General features: G+C 35.8%; 16 protein-coding genes. 8 read left to right on the forward strand and 8 right to left on the reverse strand.

Features of this window, described 5'->3' with window-relative positions; translation table 11 throughout:
- Nucleotides 1-63: 63 nt before the first annotated feature.
- The 8 genes from rny to ABWH96_RS04945 form a co-directional block, all read right to left on the reverse strand.
- A complete protein-coding gene (gene rny, locus ABWH96_RS04910) occupies nt 64-1,626 on the reverse strand; it encodes a ribonuclease Y (protein WP_375580379.1) in 1,563 nt (520 codons plus the stop codon).
- Between the two features lie 165 nt (nt 1,627-1,791).
- Nucleotides 1,792-2,076 carry a cell division protein ZapA gene (locus ABWH96_RS04915; protein ID WP_308350775.1) on the reverse strand — a complete coding sequence of 95 codons (285 nt, stop codon included), beginning with the start codon at nt 2,074-2,076 and terminating at the stop codon, nt 1,792-1,794.
- Between the two features lie 14 nt (nt 2,077-2,090).
- Nucleotides 2,091-2,387, reverse strand: a complete 297-nt coding sequence (locus ABWH96_RS04920; RefSeq protein ID WP_375580380.1) for a hypothetical protein — start codon at nt 2,385-2,387, stop codon at nt 2,091-2,093.
- A 1-nt stretch (nt 2,388) separates the two neighbouring features.
- Nucleotides 2,389-4,806 carry a phenylalanine--tRNA ligase subunit beta gene (gene pheT / locus ABWH96_RS04925; RefSeq protein ID WP_375580381.1) on the reverse strand — a complete coding sequence of 806 codons (2,418 nt, stop codon included), beginning with the start codon at nt 4,804-4,806 and terminating at the stop codon, nt 2,389-2,391.
- 417 nt (nt 4,807-5,223) lie between these two features.
- Nucleotides 5,224-5,841, reverse strand: a complete 618-nt coding sequence (locus ABWH96_RS04930) for a DUF1684 domain-containing protein (RefSeq protein WP_375580382.1) — start codon at nt 5,839-5,841, stop codon at nt 5,224-5,226.
- 2 nt (nt 5,842-5,843) lie between these two features.
- Nucleotides 5,844-7,160 (reverse strand): RIP metalloprotease RseP, encoded by a 1,317-nt coding sequence (gene rseP / locus ABWH96_RS04935; RefSeq protein ID WP_375580383.1) that lies wholly within the window; start codon nt 7,158-7,160, stop codon nt 5,844-5,846.
- Nucleotides 7,160-8,317, reverse strand: a complete 1,158-nt coding sequence (locus tag ABWH96_RS04940; RefSeq protein ID WP_375580384.1) for a 1-deoxy-D-xylulose-5-phosphate reductoisomerase — start codon at nt 8,315-8,317, stop codon at nt 7,160-7,162. Before ABWH96_RS04940 ends, rseP begins: the two co-directional genes overlap by 1 nt.
- An 18-nt stretch (nt 8,318-8,335) precedes the next feature.
- The gene (locus tag ABWH96_RS04945; RefSeq protein WP_375580385.1) at nt 8,336-9,832 is read right to left on the reverse strand and encodes a GH3 auxin-responsive promoter family protein; all 1,497 of its coding nucleotides are present in this window, start codon (nt 9,830-9,832) and stop codon (nt 8,336-8,338) included.
- 87 nt (nt 9,833-9,919) lie between these two features.
- Between ABWH96_RS04945 and ABWH96_RS04950 the strand changes: the two genes are divergently transcribed.
- The 8 genes from ABWH96_RS04950 (at nt 9,920) to ABWH96_RS04985 (ending at nt 20,643) form a co-directional block, all read left to right on the forward strand.
- Nucleotides 9,920-10,120, forward strand: coding sequence for a DUF2281 domain-containing protein (locus ABWH96_RS04950; protein WP_375580386.1), 201 nt, complete (start codon nt 9,920-9,922; stop codon nt 10,118-10,120).
- Nucleotides 10,120-10,509 carry a type II toxin-antitoxin system VapC family toxin gene (locus ABWH96_RS04955; protein ID WP_375580387.1) on the forward strand — a complete coding sequence of 130 codons (390 nt, stop codon included), beginning with the start codon at nt 10,120-10,122 and terminating at the stop codon, nt 10,507-10,509. Before ABWH96_RS04950 ends, ABWH96_RS04955 begins: the two co-directional genes overlap by 1 nt.
- Nucleotides 10,510-10,692: 183 nt before the next feature.
- Nucleotides 10,693-12,477, forward strand: a complete 1,785-nt coding sequence (lepA, locus tag ABWH96_RS04960) for a translation elongation factor 4 (RefSeq protein WP_375580388.1) — start codon at nt 10,693-10,695, stop codon at nt 12,475-12,477.
- Nucleotides 12,478-12,516: 39 nt separating this feature from the next.
- Nucleotides 12,517-13,413, forward strand: coding sequence for a bifunctional 5,10-methylenetetrahydrofolate dehydrogenase/5,10-methenyltetrahydrofolate cyclohydrolase (locus tag ABWH96_RS04965; RefSeq protein WP_375580389.1), 897 nt, complete (start codon nt 12,517-12,519; stop codon nt 13,411-13,413).
- On the forward strand, nt 13,394-14,017 hold the full coding sequence (locus ABWH96_RS04970; RefSeq protein ID WP_375580390.1) for a 7-carboxy-7-deazaguanine synthase QueE: 624 nt from the start codon (nt 13,394-13,396) through the stop codon (nt 14,015-14,017). The genes ABWH96_RS04965 and ABWH96_RS04970 overlap by 20 nt, the downstream gene beginning before the upstream one ends.
- A gap of 46 nt (nt 14,018-14,063) precedes the next feature.
- The gene (locus tag ABWH96_RS04975) at nt 14,064-15,920 is read left to right on the forward strand and encodes an OmpA family protein (protein WP_375580391.1); all 1,857 of its coding nucleotides are present in this window, start codon (nt 14,064-14,066) and stop codon (nt 15,918-15,920) included.
- Nucleotides 15,921-16,150: 230 nt separating this feature from the next.
- Nucleotides 16,151-19,219: a SusC/RagA family TonB-linked outer membrane protein gene (locus ABWH96_RS04980; protein WP_375580392.1), complete on the forward strand. Its 3,069-nt coding sequence runs from the start codon at nt 16,151-16,153 to the stop codon at nt 19,217-19,219.
- 20 nt (nt 19,220-19,239) lie between these two features.
- Nucleotides 19,240-20,643: a RagB/SusD family nutrient uptake outer membrane protein gene (locus tag ABWH96_RS04985; RefSeq protein ID WP_375580393.1), complete on the forward strand. Its 1,404-nt coding sequence runs from the start codon at nt 19,240-19,242 to the stop codon at nt 20,641-20,643.
- The last annotated feature ends 8 nt before the right edge of the window (nt 20,644-20,651 follow it).

A 20,651-nucleotide genomic window follows, 5' to 3' on the forward strand; every position in this document is an offset into this window, starting at 1 on the left:
TGGTACTTATTATCTGATGATTACAAACCTCTCTCAAGTAATTGCCTAATAGGCTCTATTTAATTACTTCGCATAAGAAACGGATCTCATTTCACGGATAACCGTTACTTTTATCTGTCCCGGATATTGCATGTCTTTCTCTATTTTTTGAGAAATATCAAATGACAATTGCCCAGCTTTTTGATCAGATACATTTTCAGCATCGACCATCACACGCAATTCTCGTCCTGCTTGGATAGCATAGCATTTGTTTACACCGTCAAAGTTTAAAGCAAGCTCTTCCAGTTCTTTTAGTCTTTTGATGTAACTATCCATAATTTCTCTCCTTGCACCTGGTCTTGCGCCTGAGATAGCGTCACAAGCCTGTACAATAGGGGAGATTAAAGTAGTCATTTCGATTTCATCGTGGTGAGCACCAATTGCATTTAAAACTTCTGGGTGCTCCTTAAATCTCTTAGCGAACTCCATTCCTATAATAGCATGTGGTTGCTCTGGCTCTTCTGGCCAAACTTTTCCAATATCATGCAATAAGCCAGCTCTCTTAGCCAATTTAGGATTCAATCCTAATTCTGATGCCATGGTAGCACACATATTGGCAACTTCTCTTGAGTGTTGCAATAAGTTTTGCCCATAAGAAGAACGGAATCTCAATCGACCCACCATCTTGATTAACTCTGGGTGAAGTCCGTGAATTCCTAAATCGATAACGGTTCTTTCCCCGATTTCGACTATTTCCTCATCTATGTTTTTGGTAGTCTTATTTACGATTTCTTCGATTCTTGCTGGGTGAATTCTACCATCCTGCACTAATCTGTGCAAAGATAATCTAGCAATTTCCCTTCTCACTGGATCAAAACCAGAAATGATGATAGCTTCTGGCGTATCATCTACTATGATTTCCACCCCAGTTGCAGCTTCTAAAGCACGGATGTTTCTTCCTTCTCTACCGATGATTTTACCCTTGATATCATCACTTTCGATATTGAATATAGACACACAGTTTTCTACCGCATGTTCAGTAGCAGTTCTTTGAATAGTAGAAATTACAATCTTCTTAGCTTCTTTGGTGGCAGAAAGCTTGGCTTCCTCCATAATGTCTTTTATTAATGAAGATGCTTTGGTTTCAGCCTCATCTTTTAGCGTTTCAATTAGTTGCTCACGAGCCTCATCAGCAGTTAAATTAGCTGCTTTCTCCAAAATATTAACTTGTTGCTCCTTAATCTTTTCAAGCTCTTCTTTTCGCTTGGCAATTACTTCTAATTGAGCATTAAGATTTTCTTGAAGCTTTTGAGTCTCGTTTTCTTTTCTTTTGAATTGCTCAATCTCTTTGGAGAAGTTTTGCTCTCTTTGCTTCAGCTTATTTTCATTAGCTGCCATTTGGGATTTTCGTTGCCCAATTTCGTCCTCAAAATCTGATTTCTTTTTAAGATAATGCTCTTTTGCTTCGAGCATTTTATCTTTCTTGATGTTCTCCGCATTTACTTCAGCTTCACGAACAATCAAAGCTGCTTTATCTTGTGCTTCTCTCTCTAGCTTACTAAGCAGGCTTTTTTGAGCAATTTTGCTTAACACAAAGCCCAAAAGCAGTCCTACTACCCCGGAAATGATTATGTATATAGTTCCCATTTTTATTTATTATTTAATGGGAAGCGGTGATGTGGATATAGAACCCAAAATTAATTACTGAAATTTCTGATGTTTGATTCTGATTATCAGTCCCGATATTTATCGGGATAACAAACGTCTCTCAAGTAATTGCCTAATAGGCTCTATTTTTCTGAATGGAAGGGATTATATTGCTTGATTTATTAAATGCTCAATAGATTTTATTTTATTCAAAACCGATTCGTCATTGCTTTGTAAATTTTCTTCAACGCCAAATCTGTCAACAATAGCATCAAAAGCTACCATCGAAAGTAAGTCCTGTTTGTCATCAATCCCGAATTTTTCTCTATAAGATTTCAATCGTTCATTGATTAATTTTCCGGCTCTTCTCACTCTTTCTTCTTCTTCCGCTTTCACTGTCATGGGATATTCCCTGTCAGCAATTTTAATCTTGATTGAAAGTTCTCTCATAAACCGGTTATTATCTATCTTGTTAAGTGCAAGATGCACTTATCAATCTCTTTAATGTAATCGTCAATTTTACCCTTCATCTCAGAAGCCTCTGCTTCACTCTTCCCAATACTTCCTACAATTTTACTAATTTTATCTTGATTTTGAAAGTCGTTAATTTTCTCGTCTTTAGATTTTAAAACAGCTTTTAATTCTTCATTTTCCGCTTTTAAGCTTCTCAATTCATTCTTAGCATTTTGATATTCATTCAAAAGTAATTGAACTTTTCGCTCTAGGGCATTTAATTCGTTATGTGTAGCTGCTTGATTCATTTTATTTTCTGATTACTGCCCCAATTTCGCTTTCGAAAGCCTTCATCAGTTTGTCCATTGTTTTATCAATAATCTTATCTGTCAATGTCTTCGTTTTGTCTTGCAAGGTGAAGGATAAGGCGTAAGCTTTTTTTCCTTTCTCGATTTTGTCGCCTTGATAAACATCAAAAACATCTATTTTACTGATTAAGTATTGTGCTTGTTTCAAGCTTATCTTCTTAATTTCATCATATGAAACATTGTCATCTATCACTAATGATAAATCCCTTTTAACTTCAGGGAATTTACTCACCGGCTCAAATTGGATATTGACATTGACCATTTTCAATAGCGCTTCCCAATTGATGTTTGCATAGAAAACATCTTGCTTCAACCCGCTCAATTTCAGGGCTTTTTTACTTAGTTTACCCAATTCAGCAACTTCTTTTTGCTTGATTTTTAACTTCAAGCCATAGTCGAAGCAATCGTTATGAAATTCTTCATTTTCAATACTTTCCGCATTAAATTTATTGAAAATTTTCAGAACTGCCGAATAGAGATCATGAAATTTTACAGATTCATTTTTTCGAATCCAATTTTCAGCTTCATTTTTCCCCGTCAGGTAAATCCCAAGGCGCATTTGCTCCTTATATTTGGAATTAATTTTTTTATAAACTTTTCCAAATTCATAGAATTTTAAGTCAGTTTGTCTCCGATTGATGTTGTAAGCTAAGACATCCAAAGCGGTAAACATCAAATCTTGACGCATTACGCCTAAATCCTCACTCAATTTGTTAAGGATTTCAACATTTTCTTTAGAATTGAAACCATCCAATTGTTCACTGAAACCAGGTTTTGTTAATGAATTGGTCATGATTTCCTGGAAACCATTGGCAGTTAAGAGTAAACCAGCCTCTTTTCTCATTTTAACCGGGTCAACTTCAGGAAAACTTGCCATATAGCTGCTCGAAAGTGTTTCTGGCAAGTCAATATTGTTAAATCCGTAAATTCTGATGATTTCTTCAATTACATCGGCTTCTCTGGTCACATCTACTCGATAAGGCGGAACTATCGCTTTGAAGCCAGTCTCGATTTTGTCAGTAGTTTCAATATCCAATCTATTGAGAATGGTATGAATTTCATCCTGCTCCAATTTTTTGCCAATCAATCGGTCGATGTTTTTATATTTCATCATTACTTCTCGATTTGGAATGGCTACTGGATATTCATCGTGAATTTCACTACTGATTTGTCCACCTGCTACTTCCTGAATTAATAATGCTGCTCTTTTGAGTGCATAGACGGTGATATTTGGGTCTGTTCCCCTTTCATATCGGAAAGAAGCATCCGTTTTTAGTTGATGGTGCTGCGATGTTTTTCTAACACTGTCTGCAGAGAAATATGCAGATTCTAAAAATACTTTTGTGGTATCATCCTTAACTCCGGAATCGATTCCTCCAAATACTCCTGCTATGCAAAGTGGATTTGAATCTCCATCGCAAATCATTAAATCTTTAGCTGACAGTTTTCTTTCTTTCTCATCTAAAGTGATGAATTTACTGCCTTCAGCTAAATTCTTAACTTTAACCGTATTGCCTGAAATTTTATCAGCATTGAAAGCATGAAGCGGTTGACCTAATTCGTGCATCACGAAATTGGTCACGTCCACCACATTGTTGATGGGCTGTAAACCGATGCTTTTCAAGGCATTTTGTAACCAATCAGGGCTTGCTGCTACTTTAATTCCTGAAATGCTCAAGCCGCTATATCGAGGACAAGCTTCTTTGTTTTCAACTTCAACTTTTATTGGGAGGTCTTGATTATCCACCTTGAAATCTAGAATTGAAGGAAATCTTACTTCTTCACCAGTTACGGCTTTTATATCTCGTGCTGCTCCAATATGTCCCATGGCATCGGCACGATTTGGCGTTAGACCGATTTCATAAACTATGTCAGATTCAATATTGAAATATTCTGCAGCAGGAGTTCCATTAGGCTTGTCAGTGTTCAATACCATAATTCCATCATGGCTAGCACCCATTCCGATTTCGTCCTCAGCACAAATCATTCCCATGCTGACTTCACCACGAATTTTTGATTTCTTGATTTTGAAAGGTTCGTCTGGATTAGGATATAGTGTGGAATTCACCGTTGCCACCACCACTTTTTGACCTGTAGCTACATTTGGTGCACCACAAACAATTTGTACAGGCTCATCTTCACCTATATCAACTGTGGTAATGCTCAATTTATCCGCATTAGGGTGTTTTTCGCAGGTTTTGACTTCTCCTATTACCAAACCTTTCAATCCGCCTGGAACGGTTTCAATTTCTTCCATGCCTTCCACTTCCAATCCAGTGTTGGTCAAGGTTTCTGAAAGTTCTTCAGGAGATTGCGTAATATTTATATAGTTCTTTAACCAGTTTAAAGCGATCTTCATTGCTGTATTTTTATACTTCTCTATTAATAAAGATGGGTTCTGATGGAGCCCATTTTATTTTCCAAAAACAAAATTAAAGAAATGATTGATAAGGAGAATGATTAATTACGCTTATTCGTAATTTTTCCTGTTTTATTTGTTGAGAAAGCCTAAGGCTTTCATTTCGTTTTACAAGCCAAAGGCTTGAGGTGACTCACGCAAAGGCGCAAAGCCGCTAAGTCCACGCAACGAAAAACAATAAAAATAAATAATTATTTAGATTTATGATAAAAAATTATGTCTCCCTTCGCGAAAACTTTGCGCCCCTGTCTGCCGATCAGGCAGGATTGCTGCTCTGCGAGATATTTTTTACGTCAAAGACGCTTGCGGACTTTTTGTTATATTAGTAAGAAAAAAGAAAAGTCTGACTATTTACCCTTATTCATAATTTTTCTCTCCAGCATTAATAGGAATGGAGATATTATTTTCTGGTGGAGGTACAGGGCAGCTATAGCCTTCAGTATAGGCACAATATGGATTATAGGCTTTATTGAAATCCAAAACGACTTGCTGTTGTCCTTTTTTATAATCGACTTCCAAATATCTTCCAGCACCATAAGTGGTTATAGCAGAGGTTTCATCATAAAAAGAAAGGAAAAAATGGCCATCAACTGCAGATTGTAATAAAGTTAAATCTTGATGTGAACCTACAATATCAAAATGTAAAATGGCCACTGCCTGATAAGTTTTTAGTTTATCATCACTTGTTCTTAAGTCATAAACTTTACCATCTTCAAGTGCTTCAACAGAGGCTTTCACTTTGAAACTTTCATCTACATCAAAATAGTTTAAGCCTTTGAACACCACATTTTGTTCTATAAATGGAGATTTTCCATCATTTCGCATGAAACTGTCTTTTTCATGACGGAATGCTTTCATTTCTTCAATGTAGTTGCTTTCAACTTCAGGACTTTCTCCAGAATCAAACAAACTAAAAACAGCAATCAAAATGACTGCTGCTATTACGATATAAGTTAAGACTTTAGTTGGCTTCATTTTTAGAAGATCACTTTCCAGATGTCATTAAATATGGCAAATGCCATCAAACTTAGTAATAAAACCATACCCACTTTTTGTGCATTTTCAAGGAATTTATCAGATGGTTTTCTTCCAGATATGATTTCGTAACTAAGGAATACAACATGGCCACCATCCAAAGCTGGGATCGGTAGAAAGTTCATAAAAGCCAATACCATTGAAAGAAGACCGGTAATTCCCCAGAATTTTTGCCAAACCCATTCTCCCCCAAAAATTTGAGCAATACCAATTGGCCCTGATAAAGATTCTGAAGCAGAAACTTCTCCGCGGAAAATCTTACCAAATCCTTTAATATTTAACCAAATTACATTGAATGCTTTAGCTGTTCCAGTAGGAATTGATTCAGCAAAAGTAAATTTTTCATGCTCTATTTTTATTTGAGGTTGAAACGTAAACCCTAAAGTCCCCTCATCACTAACTAGAGCCTGTAACTGTTCAATTTTCTCATTTCTTTTTACAGTTAATCGAACCTCTTTTCCCTGATTTTCAGCTAAACGCTCTTTAAAGAATTGGAAATATTTTATTTCTTCTCCATTTACCGCAATGATTTTATCTCCCGGTAGTAGACCCGCCATATCTGCATTACTTTGAGGGGTTATGTTATCAACCTCAAATTCATATAAGGGCTCAATGAATGCAACTCTTTGATTGTCCTCAGAGATTCTTTCAATCATATCATTGGGAATGGGAATTACAATTTCCTTACCATCTCTCAAAACAGTATAATAGCTGTCAGATTCCAATAATACATCTGAACTTGTTAAGTCCCTTACTTTTTCGTATTCCTTGCCGTTTACATTAATAATAATGTCACCTGTTTGCAAACCAATTTCTTTGGCTGGCTCATAAGCGTAAATACCGTTTTCCGTAATGTTTTCTTTTGATTGATAAGTTTCACCATAACCATATTGAAGAAATATGAAAATGATAATACCAGTAATGACGTTTACAATAATTCCGCCCATCATTACTATCAATCTTTGCCAAGCGGGTTTTGCTCTAAATTCATATGGCTCAGGTACCTTATCCATGTTTTTAGTATCCAGAGATTCATCTATCATCCCTGAAATCTTAACAAAACCACCTAAAGGAATGGCACTTAATGCGTATTCTGTTTCACCGTATTTGAAACTAAAAATTTTTGGAGGGAAACCTATTGAAAATTGTTCCACTCTCATACCAAAAGCCTTGGCTGCCAACAGGTGGCCAAACTCGTGCAATCCTACTAAAATAGATAAGCCCAATATTAATTGGGCGATCATAATAACTGTTTCCATTAATTTATTAACTCAAAAGCTTTAATTCTAGTTTCTTTATCTGTTGAAATATAATCTTCCAAACTAGGGGTTTTTATATAGTGTACTTTGTCAAGGCAATTTTCGATTACTTCTGACATCCCTAAAAAGGAGATTTTGTCCTCAAGAAAAGCCGAAACTACTACTTCGTTTGCTGCATTCAAAATGCAAGCAGCATTTCCTTCTCTGCCTAGTGCATGAAATGCTAAAGCTAAATTACGGAATGTATCGCTATCGGGTTGTTCAAATGTTAGCTGCGGATAATCCATAAAGTTAAAGCGAGGGAAATCAGTTTTTAAACGATCAGGATAGCTTAATGCAAACATAATCGGCACTCGCATATCAGGAAGCCCCATTTGCGCTTTTATGGAGCTGTCTTCAAACTGCACCATACTATGGATGATGGATTGTGGATGTACGACTACATCTACCTGATCTTCCCTAAGATTGAATAACCATTTGGCTTCAATTACTTCCAGACCTTTATTCATCAAACTGGCAGAATCAATGGTGATTTTTGCACCCATATCCCAATTAGGATGTTTTAAGGCTTGCTCTTTCTTTACTGACTCTAAAAATTTCTTGCTTCTTCCTCTGAACGGGCCACCAGACGCGGTTAGAATTATTTTTTCAATTGGATTATGAAATTCCCCCACCAAGCATTGGAAAATGGCGGAATGTTCAGAATCTACAGGATAAATATTTACACCTTTTTGTTTAGCTAATGAAGTGACTAGTTCTCCTGCAACTACCAAGGTTTCTTTATTTGCCAAAGCAATATGTTTTCCTGCTTCGATGGCTTTGATGGTAGGTAGTAAGCCTGCGTAACCAACCAGAGCAGTCAGTACAACATCAATGGTTTCCATTTGCACTACACTGGCCAAAGATTTTTCTCCTGAATAAACCTTTATTCCCAAGGGATCGAGCACATTGAAGACCTTATCGTAAAAAGCATCATTTCCAATTACAACCGCATTAGGTCTGAATTGGATAGATTGCTGAATGAGTAAATCAACATTATTTTGGGCTGTCAATACTTCAACTTGAAAATGATCAGGATGTGATTTGATAACCTCTAGGGCTTGTGTTCCAATTGAACCCGTAGAGCCTAAGATGGCTATCGATTTTTTATTAGACATAAGTCAATTAATATATTTTTAATGTGTGTATTTTTCCATAGCCTCTGCTATTTTTCTGTCGTTTGAAAGACGCGGGACTTTGTTTTGACCTCCCAGCTTTCCTTCTGAACGCATATAATTAATAAAAGAGGCTTTTTTGAGTGTTCTTATTTTTAATGTTCTTAAGATGCTGCCTGTAATCAGATCATCGTAGTAACTGTTTCGTTTTCTTAAATTTATATCCAATTCCTTAGAAAATGCTTCCAAATCAATCGGAGGATTATCAAATTCTATAAACCACTCATGGTGAGGCAATCCGTCTTTTGGAGTTACTTGTGGAGCAACTGTAAATTCCGTTATTTTTACGTTTTCAAATTTCTCGCATGTTGCTTTCATCGCATTTTCCACTTCTTCACCAATCACATGTTCCCCAAACGCAGAAATAAAATGCTTAATCCTTCCAGAGACCACTACTCTATAAGGATTCATGGAAACAAATTTCACCGTATCTCCAATCGAATAGCCCCACAATCCTGCATTGCTGTTGATGATCAAAGCATAATTCTTATCCATCTCCACTTGATCAATCATCAATCTGGTAGGGTTTTCATCAAAATATTCTTCAGCAGGTATAAACTCGAAAAATATCCCACTGTTTAATAAAAGCAACAACCCATCTTCCTTCTGTGAATCTTGATAAGCAATAAAGCCCTCTGAAGCCGGATAGGTTTCGATTGAATCTACTTTTTTACCGATACTTTCGTAGAGCTTGTTTTTGTAAGGCTCAAAATTAACCCCACCATAAACAAACATCTCAAAATTAGGGAAGATATCTTTAATAGGCTTGTTGACTCTTGCTTGAATTCTGTCAAAATACATTTGGACCCAAGGCGGAATTCCTGAAATCAGGCTCATGTCTTGATCCAGCGTTTCATCAATTATCCGTTCTAATTTTTCTTCCCATTCTTCTATACAATTAGTATCATAGGACGGCAGCTGATTAGTTCGCAAATAATTAGGCACATGATGATTGACAATGCCTGATAATCTACCTGTATTTATTCCAGCTTTCTGCTCTAAAGTCGGTGCACCAGATAAGAAGATTAATTTTCCATCTAGAAATTGAGATTTACCAGTTTCGTGCACATAACTTAATAAGGCATTTTTTGCGCTGTTAATATGGTTGGGAATAGAGTCTTTGGTAATAGGAATATATTTGGTTCCTGATGTGGTACCACTAGTTTTGGCAAAATAAGCAGGCTTGCCTGGCCAAAGTACATCGCTTTCTCCCTGCAAAATTTTATCTACATAAGGCTTTAGTGCTTCATAATCCCGGATTGGGACTTGCTTTTTAAAATCTTCATAGGTTTGAATGTTCTCAAATCCATGATCTTTTCCGAAAGCCGTATTTTTGGCTTTATGGATGATATTTTTAAATATTTTGACTTGGGACAGAGCCGGTTGAGCTGCCCATTTTTTTTGTTGGTTGACTATAATAGCCGCCAAAGGTTTACTTAGTACTGCACGTATTCCCATAAGCCCAAAATTAAGAAAATTATTAGGAACCCTTTTTGATTCTAAGGGCTTTTATATATAAATTGTAATTATTAATGATTGCTGGTTATGGAAACTACAATAAACTCAGATTTTTTAAGCTTGTCGGAACCAGATAAAAAGAAAGTTTTGGCTTTGATAGAGAAGCTTAAATCGGAAAAAAATATAAAGAAAAAGAAAAAAGACAGGATTCCTGGTTTGCTAAAGGGTAAAATACATATGAAAGATAATTTCGATGACCCAATTGAGGCCTTTAAGGATTATATGTAGTGAAGTATTTATTAGATCCACATTTGATAATTTGGTTTCTTAGAAATGACGATAAAATTCCTCCAGTAATCAAATCTTTAATTATTGATGGGGATAATCAGTGTTTTGTAAGTATTGTTTCTCTTTGGGAAATATCAATAAAGTACTCGCTTGGCAGGTTAGACTTGCCAGTAACACTAAAAGAATTAGATTATTTTATTTTGGAATCAGGTTTTAGCTATTTACCCATAGAACAATCCCATGTTTTTCAAAGTGCAAAACTACCATTTCATCATCAAGACCCTTTTGATAGATTAATTATTGGACAAGCGATTGAAGAAGATTTCCAATTAATATCTAAGGATAGACAATTCTCTAAATATCAGGTTTCAATGCATCCTTGGAAGTAACAAATAAACCTGTACTGTTTCTCAATAAATTAGAATCACCTTATTATTATATCTCAGCCTTATTGCGTACTTTTGCAGTTCGATTATGAAGATGAACGGTCCATGGCCGACTTGTTATTGAGGTCAAATAGCTCAATGATTAATTTTTCTACCAAATCACAATAATCGAGCAAAGTTATATAGATGAAGAACATTAGAAATTTTTGCATTATTGCGCACATTGACCATGGTAAAAGTACTTTGGCAGATAGGCTGTTAGATTCAACCCAGACAGTGAATGAGCGTGAAAAAATGGAGCAGTTGTTGGATAATATGGATTTGGAGCGTGAGCGCGGCATCACCATCAAATCCCATGCAATCCAAATGGATTATAAATTGAATGGAGAGGAATATATATATAACCTTATTGATACTCCAGGTCACGTGGATTTTTCCTATGAGGTTTCCCGTTCCATTGCCGCTTGTGAAGGAGCGCTTTTGATTGTAGATGCTGCACAAGGTATTCAAGCGCAAACCATTTCCAATCTTTATTTAGCTATAGAGCACGATTTAGAAATTATTCCAGTGCTTAATAAAATAGACTTGCCAGGGGCCATGGTAGAGGAAGTGTCTGACCAGATTATTGAATTAATTGGCTGTAAAAAGGAGGATATTTTACATGCGAGTGCAAAGGAAGGAATTGGTATAACGGAAATTCTAGAGGCCATTGCGCACAGAATTCCAGCTCCAACAGGTGACCCTAATGCACCATTACAAGCCATGGTTTTTGATTCTGTTTTTAATCCTTATAGAGGAATTGAAGTTTATTTTAGAGTTTTTAATGGTGAAATATCCAAAGGAGACAAGATTAAATTCATCAATACTGGCAAGACTTACGAAGCAGATGAAATCGGAATTCTAAAATTAACTCAACAGCCAAAGAATACTATTAGCACTGGAAATGTTGGTTATTTGATTAGTGGTATTAAGGTAGCCAAAGAAGTTAAAGTAGGTGATACTGTTACCCACGTTGAGAATCCCGGCAAAGCAGTTCAAGGATTTGAAAATGTAAAACCCATGGTTTATGCTGGGATTTACCCTGTGGAGACTTCAGATTTTGAAGAACTGAGAGCTTCCATGGAAAAGCTGCAATTGAATGATGCTTCCTTGGTATGGGAACCAGAAACCTCCGCTGCTCTTGGCTTTGGTTTTAGATGTGGCTTCTTAGGAATGTTGCACATGGAGATTGTGCAGGAACGTTTGGAGCGTGAATTTGATATGACGGTGATTACCACAGTTCCTTCCGTACAGTTTCATGCCTTTAAGAAAGATGGAGAAATGGTCAAAGTCAGTGCGCCATCGGAATTGCCAGATTTAGGAAGTATTGACTATTTGGAAGAGCCTTATATTAGAGCACAAATTATAACAAAAGAAGATTTTGTAGGCCCTGTGATTTCTCTTTGTATGGATAAAAGGGGGGAGATCAAAAATCAGGTATATTTAACACAAAGCAGAGTTGAATTAACTTTCCATTTACCTTTGGCTGAAATTGTTTTTGATTTCTTTGATAAATTAAAAACAATTTCAAAAGGCTATGCTTCATTAGACTATGAATTGGTAGGCTATCATAGCAGTAATTTGGTGAAATTGGATATCCTTCTAAACGGAGATAAAGTGGATGCTCTTTCTGCCATCGTCCATAGGGATAAGGCTTATGAGTGGGGAAAGAAATTGTGTGAAAAGTTGAAAGAGTTAATACCTAGACAACAATTTGAAATAGCAGTTCAGGCCGCAATTGGTACTAAAGTAATTGCCAGAGAATCCGTAAAAGCGTTACGTAAAAACGTATTAGCGAAGTGTTACGGTGGTGATATTTCACGTAAAAGGAAGCTTTTGGAGAAGCAGAAAAAAGGTAAGAAAAGAATGCGTCAGGTAGGAAATGTTGAAATTCCTCAGGAAGCATTTATGGCAGTACTTAAATTGGACTGATCCACATATATTAGTTAAACATTACATAAGCATAACATCATGCCTATTTTATTAGATGGGAAGAAAATTTCTTCTCAAATAAAAGAAGAATTAAAAGCAAAAGTTGAAGCATTGAAGAAAGAAGGAGGTAAAGTGCCTCATCTTTCCGCTATTTTAGTTGGGACTGATGGTGCCAGCCAAACTTATGTGGAAGCTAAAGTAAGGGATTGCCAAGAAATTGGTTTTGAGTCTTCTAAGTTGCTTTTCGATGATTCTATTTCAGAAGCCGAACTTTTGCAAGAGGTAGATAAACTGAATAATGATGAAAGAGTAGATGGATTCATCGTTCAATTGCCATTACCTAAACATATAGATGTTAATAAGGTGTTGAATGCTATCAAACCTGAGAAAGATGTGGATGGCTTTCATCCTGTAAATTACGGAAGAATGGCTTCCAATTTACCGGCTTATGTTCCTGCTACTCCATTTGGTGTGATGGAATTAATCAAGCGCTATGATATTCAAACAAAAGGAAAGCATTGTGTAGTTGTAGGAAGAAGTCATATAGTTGGTTCGCCAGTATCTATATTAATGGGAAGTGCGAATTATCCTGGAGATGCCACCGTTACTTTAACCCATCGCTACACAGTAGATTTAGCAAAATATACTAAGCAAGCTGATATTTTAATTGTAGCAGTTGGAAAACCAGGTTTGATTACAGCCGATATGGTGAAAAATGATGTGGTAGTAATAGATGTTGGGACAACAAGAGTTCCTGATTCAAGTAAAAAATCAGGCTTTGCTTTAAAAGGAGATGTTCTTTTCGATGAGGTTTTCAAAAAAGCTACACATATTACTCCAGTTCCAGGTGGAGTTGGACCGATGACAAGAGCAGGTCTATTAATGAATACATGGTTAGCTGCTCAAAAAGAAATTTATGGACAAGAACTCGTTTGATCCAAATGTAGAACTTCCCTTAATGGAATCTTTTTATACCATTCAAGGAGAAGGATTTCACAGTGGAAAAGCAGCTTATTTCATTCGCTTAGGAGGTTGTGATGTGGGTTGTGTTTGGTGTGATGTGAAAGATTCCTGGGATGCCGATAAATGGCCACTCAAAAATATAGATGAAATAGTAGATGATGCTTATCAATATGAGTCTCGTTTGGCTGTGATTACCGGAGGTGAGCCTTTTATGTACGATATGCATGGCTTGACCAAACGATTATTACAGAAAGGATTTCATGTAAATGTAGAAACTTCAGGAGCTCATCCATTTACTGGGATGGTCGATTGGATTTGTTTATCACCAAAGAAATTTAAAGCTCCTTTAGATCATTGGTATGAAAGAGCAGATGAATTAAAAATCATTATCTTCAATAAATCAGATTTTAAATGGGCAGAAGAACATGCCAAAAAAGTGGGGACTGATTGTAAGTTACTTATCCAGCCAGAATGGAGTAAACGTGAAGAAATGATGCCTTTAATTGTAGAATATGTAAAAGAAAACCCAAAGTGGAGTATTTCTTTGCAGACGCATAAATATTTGCAAATACCTTAATGCCTAAATTCCTTTTGAAATTCTTCCGTATCCGCTAAATTGGGATATGAATTTCAAAATAATAGCACTCTCTTTAATAATTATGTTTTTCAATCTGACTTTATTTGGTCAGGATTATAAATGGAGAACAGAAAGATTAGTTGAAAAATCTAAAGAAGCCCTTTACCAAAGAAATTGGGATGCGGCTGTCCAATATTTAGATGATGCAATTGAGATTGAACCGGATAACCACCATCTTTATTTAGAAAAAGCTACTTTATTTTACGGGATAAATGATTTAAATAAAGTGGTTTCTTCATTGGAAAAGGCTTTTTCATTAGATGAGAAGTGGCCAGCCAAATACACCGATTATTATTTTATTTTAGGTAAAGAATCCTTTGACCGAGGGAAATATAAATTAGCCAAAAGACCACTTGAAATTTATCAGCAAAGAGGCTATAAAGAAGATTACCTTAAAATGGTGGGAATAATTTCACAATCTATCGACTACGCATTAGACGAGTTAGAAAAGCAACCTACCCATAATGAAGAGATTAAATCTATAGAATCAGATAAAATTTTCCGAAGTATATATTTCCCCTTCTTTACTTTATATCCTTCTGAGTTTTTGTATTTCACAGGACAAAGAACTGGGAGTTTGGCAGAGGGTATTTACCGAGCTAAGTTATCAGGAAATCAATTTGAAAATGTGGAGGAAGTCCCGGTTATTAATACAAAAGATAATGAGGGTGCAGCTGCAATTTCAGCTGATGGTAGGGTAATGGTGTTCACGGGCTGTAATAAAAGAGATGGCTTAGGTAGTTGCGATTTGTACATTTCATATTATGAAGGGGACAAGTGGCAGAAACCAGAAAATTTAGGAGTAAAGGTGAATTCCAGTGCATGGGAGTCTCAGCCTTTTTTATCATCAGATGGAAGATTCTTAATATTCAGTTCAAATAGAAAAGGAGGATTTGGTAAAAGAGACCTTTATTATTCTAAGAAAGTCGAAGGAGAATGGACTAAAGCCACAAACCTTGGTGATGATGTAAATACTTTTGCAGATGAAATTTCTCCTTTTCTCACTTTATCAAACGATAAGTTATACTTTAGTTCAAATGGTAGAGTGGGAATGGGTGGTTTTGATATCTATAAAATAGACTGGCCTATAAATAAAGGAGAAATTGAAAATATTGGACTACCTATCAACACCTATAATAATGAGTTATCTTATCACCAGAAGTTTAGTGGAGAAAGATATTGGGCTAGAGAGATTCAGTCAGAAGAGAAATATCCGCCAGCTAAAATATTTTTTGAGGAAACCGAAATTGGTAGTGAAATTAACCTGGTCTATGGAACCGTCTTAGATGCCACGGATAGTTCAAAGTTAAAATCCAGAATTCAGATTTACGATTTAGAATTGGATAGTCTTGTTCAGGAAACTTATAGTAATTCATTAGACGGAAATTACAAGGTGGTTATTCCACGTCAATCAGAATATTCTTTTTATATAGAAGCTTCAGGATATTTATTTCATTCCAAGAAATTAAATGTCAATGAACCCAAGACAGAATTTAATTTTGCTCTTAAGCCGATTCGAAAAAATGAAATTGTAGTATTAAACAATATTTATTTTGAATTTGATAGTTATGAATTATCGGATAAATCTGGCAATGAAATTAATAAAATTGCGAATTTTTTGATTCAAAACCCTGAAGTAGAGATAGAAATTGGCGGATATACAGATGAAGTTGGTTCAGCTGTGTATAATAAAGAATTATCCCAAAAAAGAGCTAATGCTGTTTATAATCAATTAATTCAAAAGGAAGGAGTAAATAGAAACAATATAAAAGTTGTAGGTTACGGAGCCAAAGAATTACCTTCAGGAGAGTACTTAAAAACAGTTGTATTCAAAATAATCTAGTTCAAAATTATATTAAAATAATTATATTATAACAATTTTTTCATATAGTTGTTTCTTTTCATTATATTGTATTTAAATGTAACATATCTACAAAAGACTATATTGGACAGAAATATATAATTTTTATTTGGTAATTAATTTTCAAGAAAAATTTATATTTTGTTAGGTATTTTCATTGAATGTTATGTACATTTAACTTTTAATTATTGTTAACCTAAACTAAAATAAGTATGAAGAAGATTCTACTAACATGTTTCATGTTGGTGTTCGTGCTACATGCATGGGCACAGGATCGCACTGTAAGCGGAACAGTCACTGATGATGAGACTGGTGAAGCTTTACCGGGTGTGAACGTATTACTAAAAGGTACTGGTACAGGTATTACCACTGACTTAGATGGTAATTACAAAATATCAGTTCCTTCTGAAGGAGGGACATTGGTATTTACATTTATTGGAATGGTCAAGCAGGAAGTTCCTATTGGGGCTCGTTCTGTAATTGATATTCAAATGGCTACTGATATTCAACAATTATCAGAAGTTGTTGTAACAGGATATGGATCTCAGTTAAAGAGAGAAATTACTGGGTCAGTATCTTCTGTTAGAGGTGATGTGATCGAAGATTTACCAATGCAATCTTTTGATAGAGCGATACAGGGGAGAGTAGCAGGTACTCAAATATCTGCAGCAAGTGGACAACCTGGTGGGGCTATGAACATTAGAATTAGAGGGGTGGGTTCCATCAACTCTAGTAACGATCCATTAATTATTATCGATGGAGTTCAGGTTGGTACACAAGGTGGTGGAACATCTCAAGGGTCTTCCAACCCTTTAAACTCTATTAACCCAAATGATATTGAGTCAATCGATATTTTAAAAGATGCTTCTGCATCTGCAATCTATGGAGCTCAAGCAGCAAATGGTGTTGTGATTGTTACTACTAAGACAGGTAGTAAAAAAGGTAAAACACAAGTTAATTTAAGTGTTCAAGAAGGTGTAGTGCAACCATTTAATTTATATAATGTATTGGATGCACAGGATTTTACTACATTCCAAGCTGAGCAGCAAACCAATGTAGGAGTTGATCCTTCTACTCCTGGAACTGGAGCTTATGAATTGTTTGGTAATCCTGAAGACCCATCTACTTATGAGGAGTATGACTGGGTAAATGCTATGTTCCAAGATGCAAGATTTAGAACATATGATTTATCTATGTCTGGTGGTGATGAAAAAACACAGTTCTACTTTGGTGGTTCTTACAACAAACAAGAAGGTCAGGTAATCATGTCAGATTTCGAAAGATTTACTGGTAGATTGAACTTAACACATCAAGCTACTGATAAATTGACTGTAGGTGCAAAATTATCATTAGCGCATAATAGAACTTTCGGTTCAATTGCAAACGGTAACTTCGTTAATGGTTCATGGGTAGCAAGTTTTGAAGCAATTCCAACTTCTCCTGCTGTTGATGGAAATGGAGATTATAACCCTTATCCTACAAATGGTTTATCTCACTTATTTGGGTATAATATCTTACAAGGTGTAAACGAGGAAGTAAGATTAGGTAGAACATTGCAAACTGTTTCTAGTGCGAATGCTACTTACCAAATTACTCCAAGTTTATCAGCGACTGGTTTTGTAGGTATAGATTTCTCTATGAACAGAGATGATAACCAAAGACCTTCTACTATTCCAGTTTTTGCTGCTTCAGGTGGTTCAATATTTGTTAATAATAGAAGAACTATAAATGTGAACACTAACTATAACCTAAACTACAGCAAAATATTTGCTGATGTACACAGAGTTAAAGGTATTTTAGGTTATGAATATAAATTTGAAGAAAGAGAAGGAGCAAGTCTAGGTGCTAACCAATTTGCAAATCCATTCTTTAGATTGCCAGGCGATGGTCAGCCAACTTCAGTTGGAGGTTTTTTCCAAGAGTATAAAAGACTGGGTGTATTTGGTAAAGTAGATTATGATTATGACGACAGATACTTAGTAAGTGCTACTGTAAGACGTGATGGTCATTCAAGATTTGGTTCTGAGTCTAAATACGGTACCTTCTATGCTGGATCCATTGGTTGGAGAGTATCAGATGAAGTATTCTTACAAGATGTTAGTTTCATTGATGACTTGAAATTAAAAGCTAGTTATGGTGTGTTAGGTAATGCAGAGATGAGAGATCCAGACAATCCTACTGTGCCTTTAAACTATGTCCCTCTTACTAACTGGGGTGGTGCAACGGGCCAATATTTAGGTGGATCAACTGTTACGGTAACCCAATTAGGTAACGATTTCGTTTCATGGGAGGAAGAAGAAGCAATCAATATTGGTATTGATTACTCTTTACTTAATAACAGATTATTCGGTAATGTAGATTTCTGGAGAACTAACAACAGAGATTTATTATTTGCTGTGCCATTCTTCCAAAATGCAGGTGTTGGTAATAACTCTATTTTTGATAACGTAGGAGCATTAAGAAACCAAGGTATAGATATTGAGATTGGTGGTATAGTGGTTGATCAAGGAGGATTTAGATTTGATTCAAGATTTAATATTTCCTTCTTACAAAATGAAGTGACGGAATTAGTTGGTGGTCAAGATACTATTTTTGATTCAGGTACTGGGGTACCAGAATTAATTGTAGGTGAACCTGCTAGTTTTTTCTATCTTGCTGAATCTGCTGGTGTGAATCCTGCTAATGGTCGCCAAATGTTTAAAGACAAAGACGGAAATTTATCATATACTGAAGACTTTGAAGATGGATATATTGCTGGAAGTGCAATTCCAACACACTTTGGTGGATGGAGTAATACTTTCTCTTATAAAGGTTTATCATTGGACGTTTTCTTCCAGTACCAATATGGTAATAAAGCCTTAAATGGGGATTTATATAATTTGCTTGGGCCAGGTGGAGTCGGAAATAAAAGACAAGACATCATGAATAGATGGCAAGAACCTGGTGATGTAACCAACTATCCTCAAGTAACACCTAATCAGACTATAGCTGGAGTTTCTCAAACTAGTAACAATTTGGATACTGATAGATTCTTATCTGATGCTTCCTACATTAGGTTGAAAACTTTAACATTGTCATATGATCTTCCAAAATCTATTTTGGATAGAGTTAAAATGAGACAAGCTAGAGTATTTGTTCAAGGAGTTAATATTTTAACTTGGACAAAATATGATGGTATAGATCCTGAAGTAGTAGCCAATAATAATGGTACTGGTGTTTCTTCTTTCGGAGCATATCCTTTGGGAAGACAATTCTCTGCAGGTATTAATATCGGATTATAATTTTTAAACAAGAGATAATCATGAAGAAATTATTATATATATTTTTAATAGGAGGAGTCCTTTTCACATCTTGTACAGATTTAGATGTTGAAAATAAAGCGGCACTTCCTCAAGAGGTGGTATTAGCCGATCTAGGCGGCTTTGAGGCAGTTTTATTTTCTGCTTATGAAAGTGTTAATGATTTTGGGTATTATGGTCAAACCATGATGATAGGACCTGAGATTTTAGCCGATAACATGCAATTAGTTCAGTTTACGGGTAGATATGAGGCAGACTATGTGAATGCAGTGAATTCAGGTATCGACATCTGGTTTAATAGATATGTTGGTATAAACGAATGTAACATTGTAATTAACCTAATTGATGGTGAAGAAGTAGCTGGAGATCAGGCAGCAAAAGATGTGTTAAAAGCTGAAGCTAAATTTTTAAGAGCTTTATTTTATCATGATTTAGCCAGAACTTTAGGTTATGAGCCAGGTCAAGAGGTAAATGGTTTCAATTTGTCCGCAATTTTAAGAACAGAACCAACGGTAGGTTCTGCTGATGCAGATGATAGGCCAAGAGCTACTAATGTTCAAGTATACGAACAAATTGAGCAAGATTTATTAGAAGCAATTGCTGCTTTACCAGAAGCAGGTGCAGGAACATCTGCAGTTGCTAGAGCTAATAAAACTGCTGCTCGTTTATTGTTAGCAAGGGTTTATTTATACTGGGGTAGAAATGCAGATGCAGCTAATTATGCTCAACAAGCAATTGCTGGTGATGGTTCAGATTTAGTAGCTGCTCCTGATTATGTGGCTTCTTGGGACGATGCTAGCTTTGTATTCCATCCAGAAGCAGTGTTTTCATCTGATTTGCAAGTTCCAGATTGGAATTCGGTAGACGGTGCTAATAACAGTTTACATTCATTATTGATGAATGATACTGGTGGTAGTCAGTTTATCATTACTGCAAGTGACGAGTTAATAGCGGAAATAGAATCTCAAGCTGGAGATGTTAGAAGAGGTCTATTTAATACTGAAGCCTTAGGTGAGGAATTTGCTAAATGGCAAGGGAATAAAGGAACAGTTCCTTTTCAGGAAAATCTTCCAATCCTTAGATTGTCTGAAGGTTATTTAATCGCTGCTGAGGCTTTAGGTTCAGGTGCTGGAGATCCTTTTCTTAATGCATTTAGAGCTGCTCGTGGTTTAGCGGGTGGTGTTTCAGCTACGGTTGATAATGTGCTTAGAGAAAGAAGAATCGAGTTTATGGCAGAAGGTCATAGATGGTTTGATTTAAAAAGGTTAGGTAGAGATATCACTAAGCCTGCAGATGCTGGTACTGGTACTTTAGATTATGAAGATTTCAGAATCCTTCCAAGAATACCTCAAGCTGAGATTAGTTTAAGTGAGGACATTTTGGTAAACAACCCTGGTTATAATTAATAAATACT

It is taken from the genome of Marivirga tractuosa (assembly GCF_042140215.1).
Taxonomy (GTDB): domain Bacteria; phylum Bacteroidota; class Bacteroidia; order Cytophagales; family Cyclobacteriaceae; genus Marivirga; species Marivirga tractuosa_A.